The sequence below is a fragment of the Ruegeria profundi genome (genome assembly GCF_020171505.1).
GTDB lineage: Bacteria > Pseudomonadota > Alphaproteobacteria > Rhodobacterales > Rhodobacteraceae > Ruegeria > Ruegeria profundi.
The window spans coordinates 243,345-262,560 of the sequence record NZ_JAIUZS010000001.1 but is presented as its reverse complement, the minus strand read 5'-3'; the positions used below and the strand labels follow the sequence as shown (position 1 = coordinate 262,560).

The window sequence follows — 19,216 nt, the reverse complement described above, 5'->3', positions numbered from 1 at the left end:
AATCATCTTGAAGGCGCGCGTCCTAGAGGCTCTGTAAGTTTTTCTGAAGACCTTAAACCGACAACCTGTCGCCGTGTGCACCACGTTCCCGATACGGTGTGGTGTTGTAATGCGCCCGGTAGCACTTTGAGAAATGCGACGGGCTGGCAAAGCCGCACGCTAATGCCACGTTGATCACGCTCATATCTGTTTGCATCAGCAGATTGCGCGCTTTGTGCAGGCGCAACTCCATGTAATAGCGTTTGGGTGAGCGGCTCAGGTAACGTCGGAACAGGCGTTCAAGCTGACGCGTCGACATGCCTACATCCTTGGCCAGAATCGAAGGCGAGATCGGCTCTTCGATGTTCTTTTCCATCATCAGGATGACCTGACTTAGCTTCGGATGGCGCACACCGATTCGGGTTGGGGTAGACAGGCGCTGCGTGTCCTGATCGGTTCGAATTGACGAATAAATCATCTGGTCGGCCACAGCGTTGGCCAGATCTTCGCCAAAATCATCAGCAATGATCTTTAACATCAGATCGATTGAGGACGTGCCGCCTGCGGTCGTCATTCGATTGCCGTCAATCTGAAATACGGATTTGGTCAGATGGACCTCATCAAATTCCTCGATAAAACTGTCCGAGTTCTCCCAGTGGATGGTCGCGCGCTTGCCGTCCAGCAGCCCCGCCTTGGCCAAAGAGTAGGCGGCTGTGCAAAGACCGCCAATCCGCAAACCGCGCCGCGCCTCGCGGCGGACCCAGTTCAGCACTTTCTTGGTGGTCGCCGTCTGAACGTCCACACCGCCACAGATCAACACGACATCATCTCGTTGCAGTTCAATCAGATCGGAATCCAACGCGAAGGTTGTCCCGGCCGAGCAACTGACGGACTCACCGCCTTCGCCCATAAGGGACCACGTATAAAGCGTCTTGCCGGCCATGCGGTTGGCGATCCTTAGACTGTCCAAGGCAGAAGCAAATGAAAGCAGCGAAAACTTGTCCAACAGGACAAACACGAAGTGACGCGAGGTGGCTGCAGCGTTTTCCACCGTGACAACTTGGCGTTGCTCTTGCATGGCGAGGTGTCCTTGATTCGGCGCTCGACGGTATTGTGTCGGCGACAGATTTGGCAGCCACCATGATCAAAGCTTGTTTACGACGTCAAGGGGCGCAAATCATATATGGTCAGTCTTCCGTGCTTTTTGTATAGAGGCCCCCTGAATACTTCAGCGGAGATCAAAGCTATGACTGAATGGCAAAAAACGAACTGGCGCAACAAGCCCCGGGTTCAGATGCCAGACTATACCGACGCGGCTGCACTGGCCAAGGTCGAGGCGCAGCTTTCGCAGTATCCCCCGCTGGTCTTTGCGGGCGAAGCACGGCGTCTTAAGCAACATCTGGGTGCCGCCGGTCGCGGCGAGGCCTTCCTGTTGCAGGGCGGGGATTGTGCTGAAAGTTTTGAACAATTCAGTGCCGATGCGATTCGTGACACCTTCAAGGTGATGCTGCAAATGGCGATGGTTCTGACCTATGGTGCCAAGGTGCCAGTGGTCAAAGTGGGCCGCATGGCGGGACAGTTCGCCAAACCACGCAGTGCCCCGACCGAGGTTGTAGATGGCGTCGAGCTACCAAGCTACCGCGGTGATATCATCAACGAACTGGCGTTTACCCCCGAAGCGCGCATTCCGAATCCCGGCAAAATGTTGCAGGCCTACACGCAAGCTGCCGCAACGCTGAACCTGCTGCGGGCATTTTCGACCGGTGGTTTCGCCGATATGAGCCGGGTCCACTCTTGGACGCTTGGCTTCACCGATGAACAGGACGTACAGAAATACTCGGAAATCGCGGACCGGATTCAGGACACGATCGATTTCATGGATGCGGCAGGAATCACTGCTGAGACCACACATGAGTTCTCGACTGTGGAATTCTACACCAGCCACGAAAGCCTACTGCTTGAATATGAAGAGGCGCTGACCCGCCTTGATTCAACCTCGGGCAACTGGCTGGCAGGTTCGGGCCACATGATCTGGATTGGCGACCGCACGCGTCAACCTGATGGCGCGCATGTCGAATTCTGTCGCGGTGTACTGAACCCCATCGGTCTGAAATGCGGCCCGACGACAACGGCCGAGGACCTAAAGGTTCTGATGTCCAAGCTGAACCCCGAAAACGAAGAGGGTCGTTTGACGCTGATCGCTCGGTTCGGCGCAGGCAAGGCCAGCGAGCATCTGCCGCGCCTGATCAAGGCCGTCAAGGAAGAGGGTGCCAAGGTGACTTGGGTTTGTGACCCGATGCATGGCAACACGATCAAGTCGGCAACTGGCTACAAGACCCGTCCGTTCGAATCCGTGCTGCGTGAGGTGCGCGATTTCTTTGGCGTGCATCAGGCCGAGGGTACGGTGCCCGGCGGCGTGCATTTCGAGATGACCGGCCTGGACGTGACCGAGTGCATCGGCGGCGTGCGCGCAGTCACCGAAGAAGATCTGTCCGATCGTTACCACACGGCCTGCGACCCGCGTCTGAACGCCTCGCAGTCGTTGGAACTGGCGTTCTTGGTTGCAGAAGAACTCACCAATCTGCGCCGTGATCGAAGCAAACGCGAAGCCAGCTAAGGCACTGTGACTATTTAACGAAAGGCGGGCAGGGTTTGCCCGCCTTTTTTGTTTTAATCATCGCGGGACACAACCAGCCGAAGGTGAGAACCGGGGCGTTTGAACTCTTGGGGAGCTTCGGCAAACCCGGTCGAAAGCTGCCGCTTTGGTCTTTTGGGCGCCTGAACGTCGGATACAGCCCGCAGTTGGGTGTCTTGAATGGTGAACCGGCGGGGCGTTGCGCTGATCGCGCCATCACTCACCAATACTCCAAGAACACGGCTGACATCTCCAAGATCGCTTTTTAACGGCAACAGTATCATTCGCGCCTGTACTCGGGCTCGACCCAGTTTACCTGCGGAGACTAAGTCAAATCCAGCGATAGCAGGCTTGGCGAAGACCTGCTCCAGCACATCAGAAATTTGCGAACGCGCACTGGGCTCAAAGAAGGCGGTCAGTGGCATGCCACGGACTTCCATGCCCGCAAGTTTGTTCAGATGGCTTCCTGCAACACGGAACCGCGCCAGCCGCGGGGTGATCCGCTCAAGTATAAATGTGTATTCAAGGATGTTCTCAAGCCCCCGCGGATCGACCTGTGATCGCTTGGGGATGCCGTCACTGGTCAGCAGCGCGGTCCAGTAGGCCTCGGCCTGTCGGATGGGCGAAAGGCTGCGCCCGTTGTCAAAACGATCCATTGCAACGATCTTTCCAGAATTCGACCCGAACCCGTTACCGAAAAAGTTCCTCATTTTCATCACCCTAGCGTCAAGCGACCCCAATTTTCGCAAAAAGCCAGACATCTGGATCGTCCAGAACTGTCTGGGGCCAAAATTGACACGGGTTGATTCAATTTTGGAGGAAATCTTTAATGAATGGTTAACTTCTGGCTGAACACTCAAATTCAGCAAAGGCTTGCCCTGCGGCCATTGTTGGCTTTAGGTGCGGCAAGCGAGCAGACAGGGGCAGCAAGTATGATCAGATCTATGACCGGTTTCGCCTCGGGCAAGGGGGCATTGGGGCCTCATAGCTGGACGTGGGAGCTGCGCAGTGTGAACGGCAAGGGGCTCGACCTGCGCCTGCGCGTGCCCGATTGGTTAACCGGGCTTGAGGCCGCCTTGCGCAGTCAGATGACAAAGGCGCTGAGCCGTGGCAATGTCACCCTGTCCCTGCGGTTGGGCCGGGATGAAACTGCACTTGATTTGGTTTTGAATGAAGCCGCGATGGGTGCGGCGCTTGTGGCAATGGGGCGAACACAGGAAATGGCGGCGGCTCGCGGTGTGACACTTGCGCCCTCAAGCGCGGCAGATTTGATTGCATTTAAGGGGATGTTGGAAGCTGGCAGCGACGTTGACGATCCAGCACCGCTGGTAGAGGCTTTGACGGTCGATTTTAAAGACTTGCTGGCAGAATTCGTCGACATGCGACAAGCCGAGGGTAACGCCTTGGCTGAAATTTTGGACTCACAGCTACGTCTAGTTTCGGAATTGGTGACTCAAGCAGCTGAACTTGCCGAACAGCGAAAGGACAAAATGGCAGACACGCTGCGGGAAAACCTTGCGCGGGTGCTGGAAAACGCGCAGGGGGTTGAACCCGATCGTCTGGCACAGGAACTGGCGCTGATCGCGGTAAAATCTGACATCACCGAAGAGATCGACCGGTTGAAAGCCCATGTCGACGCGGCACGCAGTCTGCTATCGCAGGATGTGGCGGTGGGGCGCAAGCTGGATTTTCTGATGCAAGAGTTCAATCGCGAAGCGAACACGCTGTGTTCAAAGGCGCAAAGCGCTGATCTGACATCGGTGGGACTTGAGTTAAAAGCCGTAATAGACCAGATGCGCGAGCAAGTGCAAAATGTTGAATGACTATGGGAAGACCTGATATGGCAGATCGCCGCGGCCTACTTATCATCCTGTCTTCGCCGTCCGGCGCAGGTAAATCCACCTTGGCCCGTCGGTTGATGGCGTGGGACAGAGACCTAGAATTTTCGATTTCGGCCACAACCCGCGCTCCACGCCCCGGTGAAGAGCATGGGCGCGAGTACTATTTCCTCTCGGAGGATGAGTTCAAGCAACAAGTCGCCAAAGGGCAAATGCTGGAACACGCCCATGTGTTCGGAAATTTCTACGGCTCGCCGGCCGGACCCGTGCGGGAGTCGATCAACGCCGGACGGGATGTCTTGTTTGATGTTGACTGGCAGGGTGAGGTGCAGATCCGAAACTCGGACTTGGGAAAGCACGCGCTGTCCATCTTTATTCTACCACCTTCGATCCCTGAACTGCGGCGACGTCTTGAGACGCGTGGACAGGACAGCGAGGACGTCATCGCCAAGCGGATGCTCAAGAGCTGGGATGAGATCAGCCACTGGGGCTATTACGACTATGTGTTGGTCAATGACGACTTAGACGCAACAGAGGAAAAGCTAAAAACCATCGTCAGCGCCGAAAGGATGCGGCGTATCCAGCAACCCACACTGCAAAGCCATGTCCGCACATTGCAGAACGAATTCGAGGGCCTGTCATGACTGTTTACGCCTTAGGTGAGCATTCTCCGCAAATCCACGAAGATACATGGGTTGCCCCGGATGCGAACCTGATCGGTAAGGTGGTGCTGGAAAAAGGGGCCTCGGTCTGGTTCGGTTGTACCATTCGCGCTGACCACGAGGGAATTCGGGTGGGCGAAGGCAGCAATGTACAGGAAAACTGTGTCATGCATATCGACGCCGGCTACCCGCTGACCATCGGCAGTAACTGCACCATTGGGCATAAGGTGATGCTGCACGGCTGCACCATCGGTGACAACACTCTGATCGGAATGGGAGCTATCGTTCTGAATGGTGCAAAGATCGGGAAGAATTGCCTGATAGGGGCCGGAGCGTTGATTACGGAAGGCAAGGACATCCCTGATAATTCGCTTGTCATGGGATCGCCAGGCAAGGTCGTGCGGCAACTGGATGACGCGGCGGCACAGAAGATCACTTGGAGCGCGCTTCATTACCAAGAGAACATGCGCCGGTTCCGCGATGAGTTGAAGCCCCTGTCTTAACGCTTCGGAAAAAGAGCATAGTGATGTCAGACGATCTGCTTGCCGAGTTTGTCGCGGCCATTCCGATGCCGGCTTTGATGGTCGATCAGACGGAACGGATTATCGCGGCCAATACCGATGCAAAGACGTTGTTGGCGCAGAACATCGTCGGTCGCCATTTCGCAACAATCCTGAGGCAGCCGCAGGTTATCGAGGCAATAGAGCAGAGCCTCCGCTCGAAAGGACCGGCCATAACGCGACACCTGTCCAACGACGGTGCGCAGGACACAACGTTCGAGGTCAAGTGCCGCTATATGAACGGTGTTGGCGCCGTGTCAGGCGGTGCGACGTTGGCTATTTTTCAGGACATCACGCATGTCGAGCAGGCCAGCCAGATGCGCCGGGATTTCGTGGCAAACGTTAGTCATGAATTGCGAACACCCCTGACCGCTTTGATGGGCTTTATCGAAACCCTGCAAGGCCCGGCCCATGACGATGCCGCTGCACGCGAGCGCTTTCTGAAGATCATGTCTGACGAAGCCAACCGCATGAACCGTCTGGTTGGGGATCTTCTGTCCTTGAACAGGGTTGAAAGCGAAGAGCGGGTGCGCCCAAAAGAACAGGTGGACTTGACGGGGCTGTTGCAATCGACGTTGAACTCTCTGCGCCCTCTGGCCACGGATGCGAAGGTTGATCTGAACCTGAACGCACCGGAAGGCCCGGTAACAATGACCGGGGATAATGATCAGTTGCGGCAGGTTTTTACCAACCTGATTGAGAACGCCATCAAATATGGTGGTAGCGGCGGCAGTGTTGAGGTGCGGGTTATACCCTCGGAACGGGACACTGCCATGCGTGGACCGGCGGTTCGGGTTCAGGTGATTGATAAGGGGCCGGGTATTGATGCGGTTCACCTGCCGCGCCTGACTGAGCGATTCTATCGCGCAGACAGTCACAGATCCCGCCAGTTGGGCGGAACCGGACTGGGGCTTGCGATCGTGAAGCACATAATCAACCGCCATCGTGGCCGGTTACGGGTGGAAAGCGATCTGGGTAAGGGAGCGACGTTTACCGTTATTTTGCCGCGTTAAGGCGGTCGGAACGTCTGGATTCAGCTTAGTTTGCCCAACCTATGTAAAAATTGCATGTCCGCTTTGCGCTACGTCACCCAGGTTTCTTCTGTGCTGTCATAAAGCTGTTACAAACTTGTCACAAAAGGCTTACGCACGGCTTTTAGAGGTTCGCGCAAGATCATCATGGGGTGATCAGAACTTATCTTTTCAGGGAGACTGAAATGTCCTTTGTAAAACTGTCGGCTTCTGCGCTGGCTATCGCTGCTGTTTCGGCAACCACCGCTGCAGCCCGTGACAACGTTCAAGTCGCAGGTTCGTCGACCGTGCTGCCTTATGCTTCGATCGTGGCAGAACTGTTTGGTGATAACACTGATTTCCCGACACCGGTTGTTGAATCTGGTGGTTCGTCGGCTGGTCTGAAGCGTTTCTGCGAAGGTGTTGGCGAAAACACCATCGACGTTGCAAACGCATCCCGCGCTATTCGCGAGAAAGAGATCAAAGCCTGTGCCGAAAACGGCGTGACCGACATCATGGAAGTTCGTATCGGTTATGACGGTATCGTCTTTGCAAGCCAGCAGTCGGGCCCGGCCTTCAACGCGTTTGAGCCGGCGGATATCTTCAACGCTTTGGGTGCCAAGGTTCTGAAAGACGGTGAAATCGTCGACAATCCATACAACACGTGGGCGGAATTCAACTCTGATCTGCCGGATGTTGAAATCGCAAGCTTTATTCCCGGCACCAAGCACGGCACTCGCGAAGTCTTTGAGGAAAAAGTTCTGCTGATCGGCTGTGAAGCGACTGGCGCAATGGAAGCCATGGTTGCCGGCGGCATGAGCGAAGACGACGCTGAAGACGCGTGCCTGGACGTTCGTACAGACGGAAAGTCGGTGGACATTGACGGTGACTACACCGAGACCCTGGCGCGTATTGACACCAACCCGAACGGTATTGGCGTGTTTGGTCTGGCGTTCTATGAGAACAACACCGACAAGCTGAAAGTGGCCACCATGTCCGGTGTCGCTCCGTCGACCGAGACCATCTCGACCGGTGAATACCCGGTGTCGCGCCCGCTGTTCTTCTACATCAAGAAAGCGCATATCGGCGTGATCCCGGGCCTGAAAGAATACGCTCAGTTCTTCGTTGCTGACGAAATCGCAGGTCCGTCCGGTCCGCTGGCAAACTACGGCCTGGTTGCTGACCCCGAGCTTGCAGAAACTCAGGAAGCAATTGCCAACGAAGTCACCATGGGTTCGGGCAGCTAAGCCTGACGCTGGTCTAATTTGCTGGGGGCGGTTTTCGATATCGCCCCTACGCGCCTTTAAATACCAAACGAGACCAGTGGGGGTGTCATGTCGATACTTTGGCTCTTTCTGATCGTTCTGGCGATCGCGGCGGGCGGCTATTTTCTGGGGCGGTCGCGTGCACTGCAAAGCGCCGGAGGCGATAGCCGAAGCTTGCATTCGCTGCCATCCTTTTACGGCGCAAACGTTTTCCTGAAGACAATCGTGCCTGCCTTTGGTCTTTTGATCCTTTGGTTGCTCGTGCAGCCAATTTACGTGAATACCCAGATATCCGGCATGATCCCGGAAACGGCGATTAAAGAAGGTTCGTCCCGCAGTCTGGTTCTGGCCGAGGTGCGCCGCGCGGCTAGTGGTTTGGACAATGCGGTTGAGCAAGGCCTGATAACCGAGGATATCGCCCAGAACGCGCGCGCCGATTTTACGGACATGACGCAGCGTCTCAAAGATGCGGGCCAGGTCGTTACGTCGAATATCACGCAACCGATTCTTCGTGCGGCTCAGAGCTATCGTGTTCTGAACTCGACAGGCCGTTCTGCCATGACGATCGCCGTGCTGCTCGCTGCTGTGGCTGGCGCAGCTATCAGCTTGTGGCAAACGAACAAAGTTTTCCGGGCCCGAAATGTCGTTGAGCAAGGCGTTCAGGTTCTGCTTCTTGCGGCCGCCTCTATCGCCATCCTCACCACCATTGGGATCGTTCTTTCCCTGGTTTTCAACACCTGGGAATTTTTCAAGCTCTATCCGGCGTCAGATTTCTTTTTCGGAACTACCTGGTCGCCCAGCTTTTCTGGCCGTGGTGGTTCGTCTGAGCTTGGTATCATTCCGTTGCTGTGGGGCACGTTCTACATATCGCTCGTTGCCTTGCTGGTGGCTGTTCCAATCGGTCTGTTTGCGGCCATTTATCTGAGTGAATACGCATCCCCGCGTGTGCGGGCCTTTGCAAAGCCTCTGCTGGAAGTTCTGGCCGGTATCCCGACAATTGTTTACGGCCTCTTTGCGCTGCTGACCGTTGGGCCGCTCTTGCTGGGCGTTTTCGGTGACGAGGGGTTGGGATGGATGAAAGCAGGAACCGCAGTCGTGACAGCCGGGCTTGTTATGGGCATCATGCTGATCCCGTTTGTCTCATCACTTTCGGACGACATCATCAACGCGGTACCGCAGGCGATGCGTGACGGATCATACGGGTTGGGTGCAACCCAATCCGAGACAATCCGACAGGTTGTCCTGCCTGCTGCCTTGCCGGGGATTGTCGGTGCAATCCTTCTGGCGGCGTCGCGCGCCATCGGTGAAACCATGATTGTGGTTCTGGGGGCAGGGGCTGCCGCCCGGCTCAGCCTGAACCCGTTCGAGGCCATGACAACCGTAACGGCCAAAATCGTAAGCCAGTTGACAGGTGACGCTGACTTCGCGTCCCCCGAAGCACTGGTGGCCTTCGCGCTGGGAATGACCCTTTTCATCCTCACACTGGGGCTTAACGTCTTTGCCCTTTACATCGTGCGCAAGTACCGGGAGCAGTACGAATGACCGACGCAAGCATGGAAAACCCCGGAACGGGTCGCCGCGCAACCTCCCTCACCGCCAGTGATGAGCGTACATTGAAGCGCGCCAAGGCTGAAAAGCGTTTTCGCCTCTACGGTGTAATTGCGATCGCAACCGGCCTGTTCTTTCTGGTGGTGCTTTTTGCGTCGATCCTGAAAGAAGGAATACCCGCATTTACGCGCACTGTTGTCAGCGTTGAATTCACCCTGACAGAACCGCAACGGGCCGAGGCGGAAAGCACGCTGTTCAAGACCAAAGCCTATTCTGACCTGTTCATTGCAGAGTTGAACGGCAAGCTGGCGGAAAGTGGGATCAGCGTCGACTTTGACGAAGCCGCGATTGAGCGTCTATTGGGTAAAGTCGGCGGCACAATCCGAACTTTCTACAGCGAAAATCCGGACCAAGTGGGTGAGCCAATCAACTTCGAATTGGCAGCTTCCAGCCGGGTCGACGGATATTTCAAAGGCCGCGTCTCGCGCGACACACTTCAGGACAGCCGTTTTCTACAACTCAGCGATCTTGATCTTGTCGACGCGTTGACAGAGGCGGGGATCATAAAACAGGTGTTCAACTGGCCCTTCATCACCGGCGCGGACTCTGGCGTGGATAACCCCGGCGGGGCAGGTATCGGTGCCTCGGTCGTGGGTTCGTTCTTCATGATGCTGGTGGTTCTGGCGTTGTCACTGCCGATTGGCGTGGCTGCCTCGATCTATCTTGAGGAGTTTGCGCCTCAGAACAAGTTTACGGACTTGATTGAGGTGAACATCTCTAACCTGGCGGCCGTGCCCTCCATCGTTTTTGGTATCCTGGGTCTCGCGGTTTTCATCCAGTTCATGCACTTGCCGCAGTCGGCGCCGTTGGTTGGGGGGCTTGTTCTGACATTGATGACCCTGCCAACGATCATCATCTCGACCCGTGCATCCTTGAAAGCGGTTCCACCATCGATCCGCGATGCCGCGTTGGGGGTAGGGGCGTCAAAGATGCAGGCGGTGTTCCACCACGTATTGCCCTTGGCCGCGCCGGGCATTCTGACGGGTACGATCATCGGACTTGCTCAGGCACTGGGCGAGACAGCGCCGCTTTTGCTGATCGGTATGGTTGGATTCGTAGCCCGCGGATACCCGGACGGTTTTCTGGCTGGTTTCACCGAACCGAACTCAGCCATGCCCGCCCAAATCTATACCTGGGCCGCGCGCGCAGATGTCGGCTTCTATGAAAAAGCGTGGGGTGGGATTATCATTCTTCTCATGTTCCTTCTCACGATGAATATTATCGCAATCATCCTGCGCCGCCGGTTTGAACGCCGTTGGTAATGAAGGGCACCAAAATGAACGACATGTCGCGAGTGGAGAGACAAGTGGACGCCAATGAAATCAAGCTGGAGTGCCGTGATTGCCAAGTTTACTACGGTGACAACCATGCTATCAAAGACGTGAATGTCGATATTGAAGACAAGACCGTCACTGCCTTCATTGGTCCGTCCGGCTGCGGTAAATCGACATTCCTGCGGTGCCTGAACCGAATGAATGACACAATCGACGTCGCGCGCGTCGAGGGTTCGTTCAAACTGGACGGCGAAGACATCTATGACAAGCGTGTCGATCCCGTGCAGTTGCGCGCCAAGGTAGGCATGGTTTTCCAAAAGCCCAACCCATTCCCTAAGTCGATCTATGACAACGTAGCTTATGGTCCGCGTATTCACGGGCTTGCCAGAAATAAGGTGGAACTAGATGAAATCGTTGAAAAATCCCTGCGTCGTGGCGCAATCTGGGATGAGGTGAAAGACCGGCTTGATGCGCCCGGCACTGGCTTGTCCGGGGGGCAGCAACAACGCCTGTGCATCGCCCGCGCCGTCGCGACCGAGCCTGAGGTTCTGTTGATGGACGAGCCGTGCTCGGCTCTGGACCCGATCGCAACCGCGCAGGTCGAGGAATTGATTGATGAACTTCGGTCGCGATATTCCGTGGTGATCGTAACGCATTCGATGCAGCAGGCCGCGCGAGTCAGCCAGAAGACCGCGTTCTTTCACCTTGGAAACCTTGTTGAATTTGGCGAGACGGGCCAAATCTTCACCAACCCCGAAGATCCTCGCACCGAAAGTTACATCACTGGCCGGATTGGCTGAGCACAGGTATCAAAACATGAGCGAACAACATATCGCATCCGTATTCGACCGGGATCTCGAAGCTATTCAAGCCCATATCATGAAAATGGGCGGGTTGGTCGAGGCCGCAATCATGAGCTCGGCCAGATCGCTTGAAACGCGCGATGAGGAACTGGCCCAGCAGGTTCGTCAGGGCGACAAGGCAATTGATGCGCTGGAAGACCTGATAAACGAGGAAACTGCCCGCCTGATCGCCCTTCGCGCACCTGCGGCCAGCGATTTGCGCCTGGTGCTGTCGGTGCTGAAAGTATCCGCAAACCTTGAACGTATCGGCGACTATTCCAAGAACATCGCCAAGCGCACAACGGTTCTGGTTAATGCCAGCGAGATCAATGGCAGCGCCGCCGCCCTGCGTCGGATGGCGCGCGAGGTTGAGCGAATGCTGCGCGATGCGTTGGACGCATATATTCAGCGTGATGCCGAGCTGGCGACGGATGTCATTGCACGCGATGAAGAAGTGGACCAGATGTATAATGGCCTGTTCCGCGAATTCCTTACCTTCATGGCCGAGGATCCGCGCAACATATCATCCTGTATGCACCTTCATTTCATTGCCAAAAACATCGAACGCATGGGCGACCATGTCACTGCGATCGCTGAGCAGGTCGTGTATCTTGTCACCGGTGAACGCCCGACCGAGGCGCGACCGAAGGCCGACATAACCTCGCAATCCGCCTAGGAGTTTTGACAAATGTCCGCTGATCAACCGACCGTTCTGGTTGTCGAGGATGAACCCGCGCAACGCGAAGTTCTGGCTTACAACCTTGAGGCAGAAGGGTTCCGAGTGTCCAAGGCTGGCAGCGGAGACGAAGCCATGTTGCTTGTCGATGAGGAACATCCGGACATCATTGTTTTGGATTGGATGATGCCCAACCTCAGTGGGATAGAGGTTTGCCGCCGATTGAAATCACGCCCAGATACGCGGTCGATCCCGATCATCATGCTCTCGGCCCGCACGGAAGAAGTCGACAAGGTGCGCGGCCTTGAGACGGGTGCGGATGACTATGTGGTTAAACCATATTCGGTTGTGGAATTGATGGCGCGCGTGCGCACGCAGTTGCGTCGAGTGAGGCCTGCCACTGTGGGTCTGCGGCTGGAGTTTGATGACATTGTTCTGGATTCGGAGACACACAAGGTCAGCCGTGACAGCAAACCGTTGAAACTCGGCCCGACCGAATTCCGACTGCTCAGCACATTCATGGAGAAACCGGGCCGTGTCTGGAGCCGTGAACAATTGCTTGATCGGGTCTGGGGTCGCGATATCTATGTTGATACGCGCACGGTTGACGTTCATATCGGACGGTTGCGAAAAGCACTGACGCAGCACGGGGGTCAAGATCCTGTTCGTACTGTGCGCGGGGCCGGGTACGCCTTGGGATAAGCTAAGGGGGCAGGGGTATGAGTTCCGCTCATGGTTGGATGCGAAACTCTTACTGTCATTTGAATGCGTACCGGGTTAGTTTGCCCCCCAAGCCGACTATGCGGAGAAGTACCATGAACGCCCCCGATACCAAACCAACCCTACGAGCGAAAGATGCGCCCGATATGGGTAAATTCGCATGGGATGACCCGTTTCGCCTGAGCGATCAGCTAAACGAAGACGAGCGTATGATCGCCGCCAGTGCGCAGGCCTATGCTCAGGAAAAACTGCAACCTCGTGTGACCGACGCTTTTCAAAACGAAGAAACGGATCCCGAAATCTTTCGTGAAATGGGTGAGATGGGCCTGCTGGGCACCACGATCCCTGAACAGTATGGCGGTCTTGGGGCAGGGTATGTCTCATACGGTTTGGTCGCACGTGAAGTTGAGCGTGTAGATTCCGGTTATCGTTCCATGATGTCGGTGCAAAGCTCTCTGGTGATGTACCCGATCTATGCTTACGGCAGTGAGGAACAGCGCCGGAAGTATCTTCCGAAACTTGCCAGCGGCGAATGGATTGGCTGCTTTGGTTTGACCGAAGCGGATGCAGGGTCAGACCCGGCAGGTATGAAGACCCGTGCGGAAAAGATCAACGGTGGCTATCGTCTGACGGGAAGCAAAATGTGGATATCGAACGCGCCGATTGCGGATGTGTTCGTTATCTGGGCCAAGTCAGACGCGCATGACGGAAAGATTCGCGGGTTTGTGCTGGACAAAGGACTTAAGGGTCTGAGCGCGCCGAAAATCCAAAACAAGTTGAGCCTGCGCGCATCGATCACCGGTGAGATCGTCCTAGAGGGCGTCGAGGTCGACGAAAGCGCGCTGTTGCCGCATGTCCAAGGCCTCAAAGGTCCGTTTGGCTGCCTAAACCGTGCGCGTTATGGCATCAGTTGGGGCGTGATGGGCGCAGCCGAGTTTTGCTGGCACGCCGCACGCCAATACGGCTTGGACCGCAAACAGTTTAACCGGCCGCTGGCGCAGACCCAGCTGTTCCAACGCAAATTGGCCGACATGCAAACAGAAATCGCTCTGGGTTTGCAGGCAAGCTTGCGCGTCGGTCGTCTGATGGATGAGGCTGAGGCTGCACCCGAGATGATTTCCGTCATCAAGAGAAACAACTGCGGCAAGGCTTTGGATATCGCGCGCATGTCCCGGGATATGCACGGCGGGAATGGCATCTCACTTGAGTTCCAGGTCATTCGTCACATGGTTAACCTTGAGACGGTGAACACCTATGAAGGTACTCATGATGTACATGCGTTGATCTTGGGGCGGTCGCAGACGGGGCTTCAAGCCTTTTACTAATAAGTCGTGTAATTGGTATTATGTTAATTCAATGGAAATGGCCAAGCGCTGTTTCCAGCGTAATACCATGCGTTTATGATTACGAGCTAAGCTGACATCTGGATTTGCTAAATGGACTTGCGCGGAAAAACTGTGGTCGTCACTGGTGCCGCGCATGGTATCGGCAAAGGTCTGGCCGATCGGTTTGCTCAGGGCGGCGCCAAGGTTGTCTGCGCGGACATCGACGAAATTGGCGCTCAGAATGTGGCGCGAGATATTGATGGCCACGCCATAACCTGCGACGTGTCGCGTGAAGATGCGATCAAGGCGCTGATTGAAACTGTTGAGGATTCGATTGGGCCCATTGACTTATTCTGCGCTAATGCCGGAATTCTGACATTGGGCGGACTGGAGGTCACGAACGAAGACTGGGATCGGATCTGGACGATCAATGTCATGTCGCATGTTTGGGCAGCGCGGCACTTGGTGCCACGCATGATTGCACGCGGCGGCGGATACTTCCTGATTACAGCGTCAGCCGCCGGAGTGCTGAACCAACCCGGTGCTGCCCCTTACGGTGTTACCAAGCACGCCGCTGTCGGGTTTGCAGAATGGCTTTCCTTGACCTATGGCCACAAGGGACTGCGCGTTTCAGTTCTGTGTCCGCAAGCTGTGCGGTCTGAAATGACTCGCGGCCATGAGACCTCGGTCGCAGCGATTGACGGTATGCTTGAACCCGAGGATGTTGCCGAAACCTGTGTTCAAGCCATCCGGTCTGAACAGTTTTTAATACTTCCGCATCCGCAAGTTCTGGACTACATGCAACTCAAAGCTGGTGATTATGATCGCTGGCTAGCGGGAATGCAGAAGCTAAATCAAAGGTTTATAGAAGATAGCTAAGGTCTCTTCCGCGCTTTGCGCATCAGGCCTTCTTGCGCTACAGATGCGATCAGAGTCCCGTCTTCGGTATAGATGGAGCCACGATTGAAATTGCGTCCCTGCCCGCTCCATGGCGAGTCCATCGAATACAGGTGCCAGTTTTCGAATTGAACCGGCGCGTGAAACCACAAAGCGTGGTCGAGGCTGGCACCATTTATCTCTCCGGTAAACCAACTTAGCCCATGCGGACGCATTCCTGACGACATCAGATACATGTCGGACGCGTAAGCCAAAATTAGGTGTTGCGTTATCGGGTCGGCGCCGACCGCGCCTGGCATTCGGAACCAAATCTGGTTTCGGTCATCTGATTTTGCGGGTTTGAATGGGTCCAGATGATCCACTTCACGCACTTCGATGGGCCTTTCGCGCATAAGCTCGCCACGAAGTTTTTCCGGAACCTTATCCTTATATTTCTTCCGCAGTTCTTCTCGTGCTGGATAGTGTTCCGGCGCCTTGGTCTGCGGCATGGCGTGGTGATGATCCCAGCCTTCATCCTTTACATGAAACGATGCCGACATGTTCAGGATTTGCTGTCCATGCTGAATGGCGACCACACGCCGAGTTGTCATGGAACCTCCGTCTCGGGCTCTATCAACCTGATATATAACCGGAATAGACGGATCACCTGCACGGATAAAATAGGCATGAAGCGAATGACACAGCCGATCATCCACCGTGCGGTATGCTGCGGCCAAAGCCTGCGCGATGACCTGTCCACCAAAGATGCGCGTCGGTGTTTCCCCGCCAGAGCCCGTCCCGCGAAACAGATCAACCTCAAGCCTTTCAATGTTCAAAAGGTTCAGAAGAACACGTTCCGCTGCGGTCATGTTTTGGTCTCCGGGTTTGTATGAGAGATTTGGTATCAGCGCTCAACGCGTCATTCAATCATTGCCCCAAGGACAAGCGCCTTGAGTTCGGCGCGTGACGGGTATGAGCTGGACGGCGACAACTGCGTAAAAAAGACAGAAGTCATGTTATTGACCCGGTCGATCCAAAAAAATGTCGAAGCCATGCCGCCCCAACTAAAGTCACCCAAAGACCCCGGAACACGCACTCGACCCGGGTTAGTAACAATGGCACCTCCTAGTCCGAAACCTGTACCTTCCATGGGTTGTTCGGCAAAGCTTTGCGGTCCCATTGAGGCAATGTCGCCTGGTAAGTGATTGATTAACATATATTCAACGGTTTTCGGGCTCAACAAACGGTGTCCATTGCCCTGCCCCCGGTTTCTAAGCATCTCAGCGAACCGGGAATAGTCGTCGATTGTTCCGACCAATCCGCCACCACCGGAAAACGTGGTTGTCTTTTCAAACGGAGATCTACCAGCATGATCCACCAGTCGCAGCGTCTCAGTGCCGGTTTGTGCGGAATTCAAGGCCATCGCGTTTCCTTCCAACGGTGTGTAGAGCGAAGCAAACCGATCTCCTGCCCCTGTTGGAACCGTGAAATCCGTCTCGTGCATTCCAAGCGGCTCCAAGACCTCTTGAGCAAGAAACTTGTCCAGAGATTTACCGGAGACGACCTCAATAACGCGCCCCACAACATCTATGCCAACCGAATACTCCCATCGTGAGCCAGGTTGGAACGCCAACGGCAGTGCAGCAAGATCGTATACGCGATCAGCCAAAAGCCCCTGGTCAGGTTTGAACACCATGTCTTGGGCATCCATCAGTTCGGGCAAAATTCCAGGGTTGAACGGGTAGCTGAAACCACTTGTGTGCGTCAGCAACTGATGCAGTGTCGGTGTTGGGGCCTTTTCCGTCTGATCTGTGCTCATGGCACCAGGAACCAAGGCCTGCATATCAGAGAATTCCGGCAGAAATTCAGATAGCTGCGCGTCGAGGTGAAACAGGCCGCGTTCCGCCAGCATCATCAACGCAACTGTGGTCACTGGTTTAGTCATTGAATAGATGCGGACGAGCGTATCGCGTTGGAATGGCAGATCGTGCTCAATGCTTCTTTTGCCGTAGGCGCTGAAAAAAACTTCCTGTCCATTGTGTTTTATCAACAAGGAGCTGCCTGCGTATTTTCGCTCATCCACGTAACGCTTCATCCAGTCGCTAATACGGTTCAGGCGCGACGGCTCGAACTTGGTCATATTTGTTTGTCCCCCGTTTCGTGCGGCGATACTGCGTGCCTGCGGCCGGAGTTGAAAGCGAATTCCACAAGATTTCTACGCGAAGATTCAGCAGGCTGTTACACTTGTCCTGTAGCGGATTCGCTTGTCACGAGTTGGAACAGTAAAAATTGTCGCCATTTCGGAGGAGCATCATGACGCAACATATCGATTTTGTGTATGATTTCTGTAGCCCCAACGCATTTCTCGCGTACAAAACCCTGCCCGACGTTGCAGACAGGCATGGTGCTCGGGTGACTTACGCGCCGGTGCTGCTTTCGATAGTTTTCAAGGTTACCAACAACCAAAACCCGTTCCAGGCGTTTTCGGAAAATCGCCAAAAAACGGCGTATCTCAGTCACGATCTTCATCGGTTTGCGCGCATGCGCGGTTTAAGCTTTCACATGAGCCCTCACTTTCCAGTCAATACCAAGCTGGCCATGCGGGGTGCCGTTTTTGCCTCCGGAAAATCGTGGGAAAACAGGTATATAAAAGCAGTATTTGAAGCAATTTGGGTGCACGGGCAGAAGGTTGACGATCTGGGTGTCCTGTCCGAAATTCTGCAAGAAAACGAACTGCCCGTACGCAAGATACGCGAGGCAATGTTCAGTCCTGAGGTCAAGCAGCACCTGAAGGACCAGACGAAAGCGGTGGTAAAGCGCGGCGTTTTTGGCGTGCCAAGTATGTTTGTCGGGTCTGAGATGTTTTTCGGAAAAGACAGCATGGCAGATTTGGCGTTGGAGCTATCGAAAACATCCTAGTCTTCTAACGCTTCCAGCCCGTGCTTTGCGAACATCGGAACATATGAACCCAAGACTTTGGCGCGTTCCGGATCGGAAGCATTACCGTCTTGAGCACGTTTAAAAACACCTTGCAAAATACTGCCCATGCGGAAGAAATTAAAGGCGAGGTAAAAGCCGAAATTCTCAATTTCCGGTAAACGACGGCGCTGACAATATTGGTCGATAAAAGCCTGATCGGACGGCAAGCCAAGACTGGCTCGATCAATGCCGGCAAGCCCTCGACCCTCGGTGCCTGGCGGCATGCGCCACTGCATGATCACGGCGGCCAAATCAGCGTAAGGGTGTCCGATAGTTGAGAGCTCCCAATCCAGCACCCCAATGCAGCGAGTTCCATCTTTTTCGAACATCAGGTTGTCGATCCGGTAGTCGCCGTGAACCAGTGTTCGTTGACCATCGTCCTGTGGCACCGAACCTTCAAGCGCGTCAATCAGGGCGTCCATCTCGGGGATATGAGTCGTTTCCGAAGCGCGGTACTGCTTAATCCAGCGCGCAATCTGACGCTCAAAGTAATTGCCAGGCGGGCCGAAATCCGAAAGACCAACGGCCTCGATATCCACGGCATGCAAATCGGCCAGGACACGGTTCATTTCATCCAGAACTGCGGTGCGTGTTTCGTTGCTTTCGCCGCGCATCGTGGGTTCAAGAAAAATCCGGCCGTCAAGACGCTCCATCACGTAAAAATCCGAACCGATGACAGTTTTGTCTTCACACAGCAGGTACATCTTCGGCACTGGAACAGCCGTGTCGGCCAAAGCAGTCTGAACGCGAAACTCCCTGTCTACGGCATGCGCGGATTTAAGAAGTGTTCCCGGTGGCTTGCGTCGTAAAACGTATGTGCTTTTTGGGGTCGTCAAAAGGAAAGTCGGGTTCGACTGTCCTATTGCGAATTTGGTCGCCTCAATCGGCCCCTGATACCCGGGCAGATGACGACTGAGATAGGCGTCAACCGCTGACAGATCCATTTGTGTACTGTTCATCTTTCACC

General features: G+C 55.0%; 19 protein-coding genes. 14 read left to right on the top strand and 5 right to left on the bottom strand.

Annotated features, from left to right (window positions below; genetic code table 11):
* Nucleotides 1-52 precede the first annotated feature (52 nt).
* Entirely contained in the window at nt 53-1,057 is a 1,005-nt protein-coding gene (locus tag LCM21_RS01210) for a GlxA family transcriptional regulator (protein ID WP_224888967.1), read from the bottom strand.
* Between the two features lie 168 nt (nt 1,058-1,225).
* Here LCM21_RS01210 and LCM21_RS01205 point away from each other — a divergent pair, with 168 nt between their 5' ends.
* On the top strand, nt 1,226-2,596 hold the full coding sequence (locus LCM21_RS01205) for a class II 3-deoxy-7-phosphoheptulonate synthase (RefSeq protein WP_068331266.1): 1,371 nt from the start codon (nt 1,226-1,228) through the stop codon (nt 2,594-2,596).
* Between the two features lie 53 nt (nt 2,597-2,649).
* Here LCM21_RS01205 and LCM21_RS01200 read toward each other — a convergent pair whose 3' ends face one another.
* A complete protein-coding gene (locus tag LCM21_RS01200; protein WP_224888966.1) occupies nt 2,650-3,324 on the bottom strand; it encodes a PAS domain-containing protein in 675 nt (224 codons plus the stop codon).
* A gap of 222 nt (nt 3,325-3,546) precedes the next feature.
* Here LCM21_RS01200 and LCM21_RS01195 point away from each other — a divergent pair, with 222 nt between their 5' ends.
* The 12 genes from LCM21_RS01195 to LCM21_RS01140 all read left to right on the top strand — a co-directional run bounded on the left by LCM21_RS01195 (nt 3,547) and on the right by LCM21_RS01140 (nt 15,273).
* Nucleotides 3,547-4,437 (top strand): YicC/YloC family endoribonuclease, encoded by an 891-nt coding sequence (locus LCM21_RS01195; RefSeq protein WP_224888965.1) that lies wholly within the window; start codon nt 3,547-3,549, stop codon nt 4,435-4,437.
* Between the two features lie 17 nt (nt 4,438-4,454).
* A complete protein-coding gene (gene gmk, locus LCM21_RS01190; RefSeq protein WP_224888964.1) occupies nt 4,455-5,096 on the top strand; it encodes a guanylate kinase in 642 nt (213 codons plus the stop codon).
* Nucleotides 5,093-5,617: a gamma carbonic anhydrase family protein gene (locus LCM21_RS01185; protein ID WP_224888963.1), complete on the top strand. Its 525-nt coding sequence runs from the start codon at nt 5,093-5,095 to the stop codon at nt 5,615-5,617. Before gmk ends, LCM21_RS01185 begins: the two co-directional genes overlap by 4 nt.
* A 23-nt stretch (nt 5,618-5,640) precedes the next feature.
* Entirely contained in the window at nt 5,641-6,687 is a 1,047-nt protein-coding gene (locus LCM21_RS01180; RefSeq protein WP_224888962.1) for a sensor histidine kinase, read from the top strand.
* A 203-nt stretch (nt 6,688-6,890) separates the two neighbouring features.
* Nucleotides 6,891-7,931 carry a substrate-binding domain-containing protein gene (locus tag LCM21_RS01175; protein ID WP_068331260.1) on the top strand — a complete coding sequence of 347 codons (1,041 nt, stop codon included), beginning with the start codon at nt 6,891-6,893 and terminating at the stop codon, nt 7,929-7,931.
* Between the two features lie 87 nt (nt 7,932-8,018).
* Entirely contained in the window at nt 8,019-9,491 is a 1,473-nt protein-coding gene (gene pstC / locus LCM21_RS01170) for a phosphate ABC transporter permease subunit PstC (RefSeq protein WP_224888961.1), read from the top strand.
* Entirely contained in the window at nt 9,488-10,819 is a 1,332-nt protein-coding gene (gene pstA / locus LCM21_RS01165) for a phosphate ABC transporter permease PstA (RefSeq protein WP_224888960.1), read from the top strand. The genes pstC and pstA overlap by 4 nt, the downstream gene beginning before the upstream one ends.
* A 14-nt stretch (nt 10,820-10,833) precedes the next feature.
* Nucleotides 10,834-11,631: a phosphate ABC transporter ATP-binding protein PstB gene (pstB, locus tag LCM21_RS01160; RefSeq protein WP_276530242.1), complete on the top strand. Its 798-nt coding sequence runs from the start codon at nt 10,834-10,836 to the stop codon at nt 11,629-11,631.
* A gap of 16 nt (nt 11,632-11,647) precedes the next feature.
* Entirely contained in the window at nt 11,648-12,349 is a 702-nt protein-coding gene (gene phoU, locus LCM21_RS01155) for a phosphate signaling complex protein PhoU (RefSeq protein WP_068331254.1), read from the top strand.
* A 12-nt stretch (nt 12,350-12,361) separates the two neighbouring features.
* Nucleotides 12,362-13,051: a phosphate regulon transcriptional regulator PhoB gene (phoB, locus tag LCM21_RS01150; protein ID WP_068331252.1), complete on the top strand. Its 690-nt coding sequence runs from the start codon at nt 12,362-12,364 to the stop codon at nt 13,049-13,051.
* 113 nt (nt 13,052-13,164) lie between these two features.
* Nucleotides 13,165-14,394 (top strand): acyl-CoA dehydrogenase, encoded by a 1,230-nt coding sequence (locus LCM21_RS01145; RefSeq protein WP_224888958.1) that lies wholly within the window; start codon nt 13,165-13,167, stop codon nt 14,392-14,394.
* Between the two features lie 111 nt (nt 14,395-14,505).
* Complete coding sequence (locus LCM21_RS01140) at nt 14,506-15,273, top strand: SDR family oxidoreductase (protein ID WP_224888957.1); 768 nt, start codon at nt 14,506-14,508, stop codon at nt 15,271-15,273.
* Here LCM21_RS01140 and LCM21_RS01135 read toward each other — a convergent pair.
* Together LCM21_RS01135 and LCM21_RS01130 are read right to left on the bottom strand one after the other, a co-directional pair.
* Nucleotides 15,270-16,139 (bottom strand): acyl-CoA thioesterase, encoded by an 870-nt coding sequence (locus LCM21_RS01135; RefSeq protein ID WP_224888956.1) that lies wholly within the window; start codon nt 16,137-16,139, stop codon nt 15,270-15,272. The genes LCM21_RS01140 and LCM21_RS01135 overlap by 4 nt on opposite strands.
* Before the next feature lie 50 nt (nt 16,140-16,189).
* Nucleotides 16,190-17,410 (bottom strand): serine hydrolase domain-containing protein, encoded by a 1,221-nt coding sequence (locus LCM21_RS01130; protein ID WP_224888955.1) that lies wholly within the window; start codon nt 17,408-17,410, stop codon nt 16,190-16,192.
* A gap of 173 nt (nt 17,411-17,583) precedes the next feature.
* On the opposite strand from LCM21_RS01130, the gene LCM21_RS01125 reads away from it, so the two are divergent.
* Nucleotides 17,584-18,189 (top strand): 2-hydroxychromene-2-carboxylate isomerase, encoded by a 606-nt coding sequence (locus LCM21_RS01125; protein ID WP_224888954.1) that lies wholly within the window; start codon nt 17,584-17,586, stop codon nt 18,187-18,189.
* Here the strand turns inward: LCM21_RS01125 and LCM21_RS01120 are convergent.
* Entirely contained in the window at nt 18,186-19,208 is a 1,023-nt protein-coding gene (locus LCM21_RS01120; RefSeq protein ID WP_224888953.1) for a phosphotransferase family protein, read from the bottom strand. The genes LCM21_RS01125 and LCM21_RS01120 overlap by 4 nt on opposite strands.
* Between the last annotated feature and the right edge of the window lie 8 nt (nt 19,209-19,216).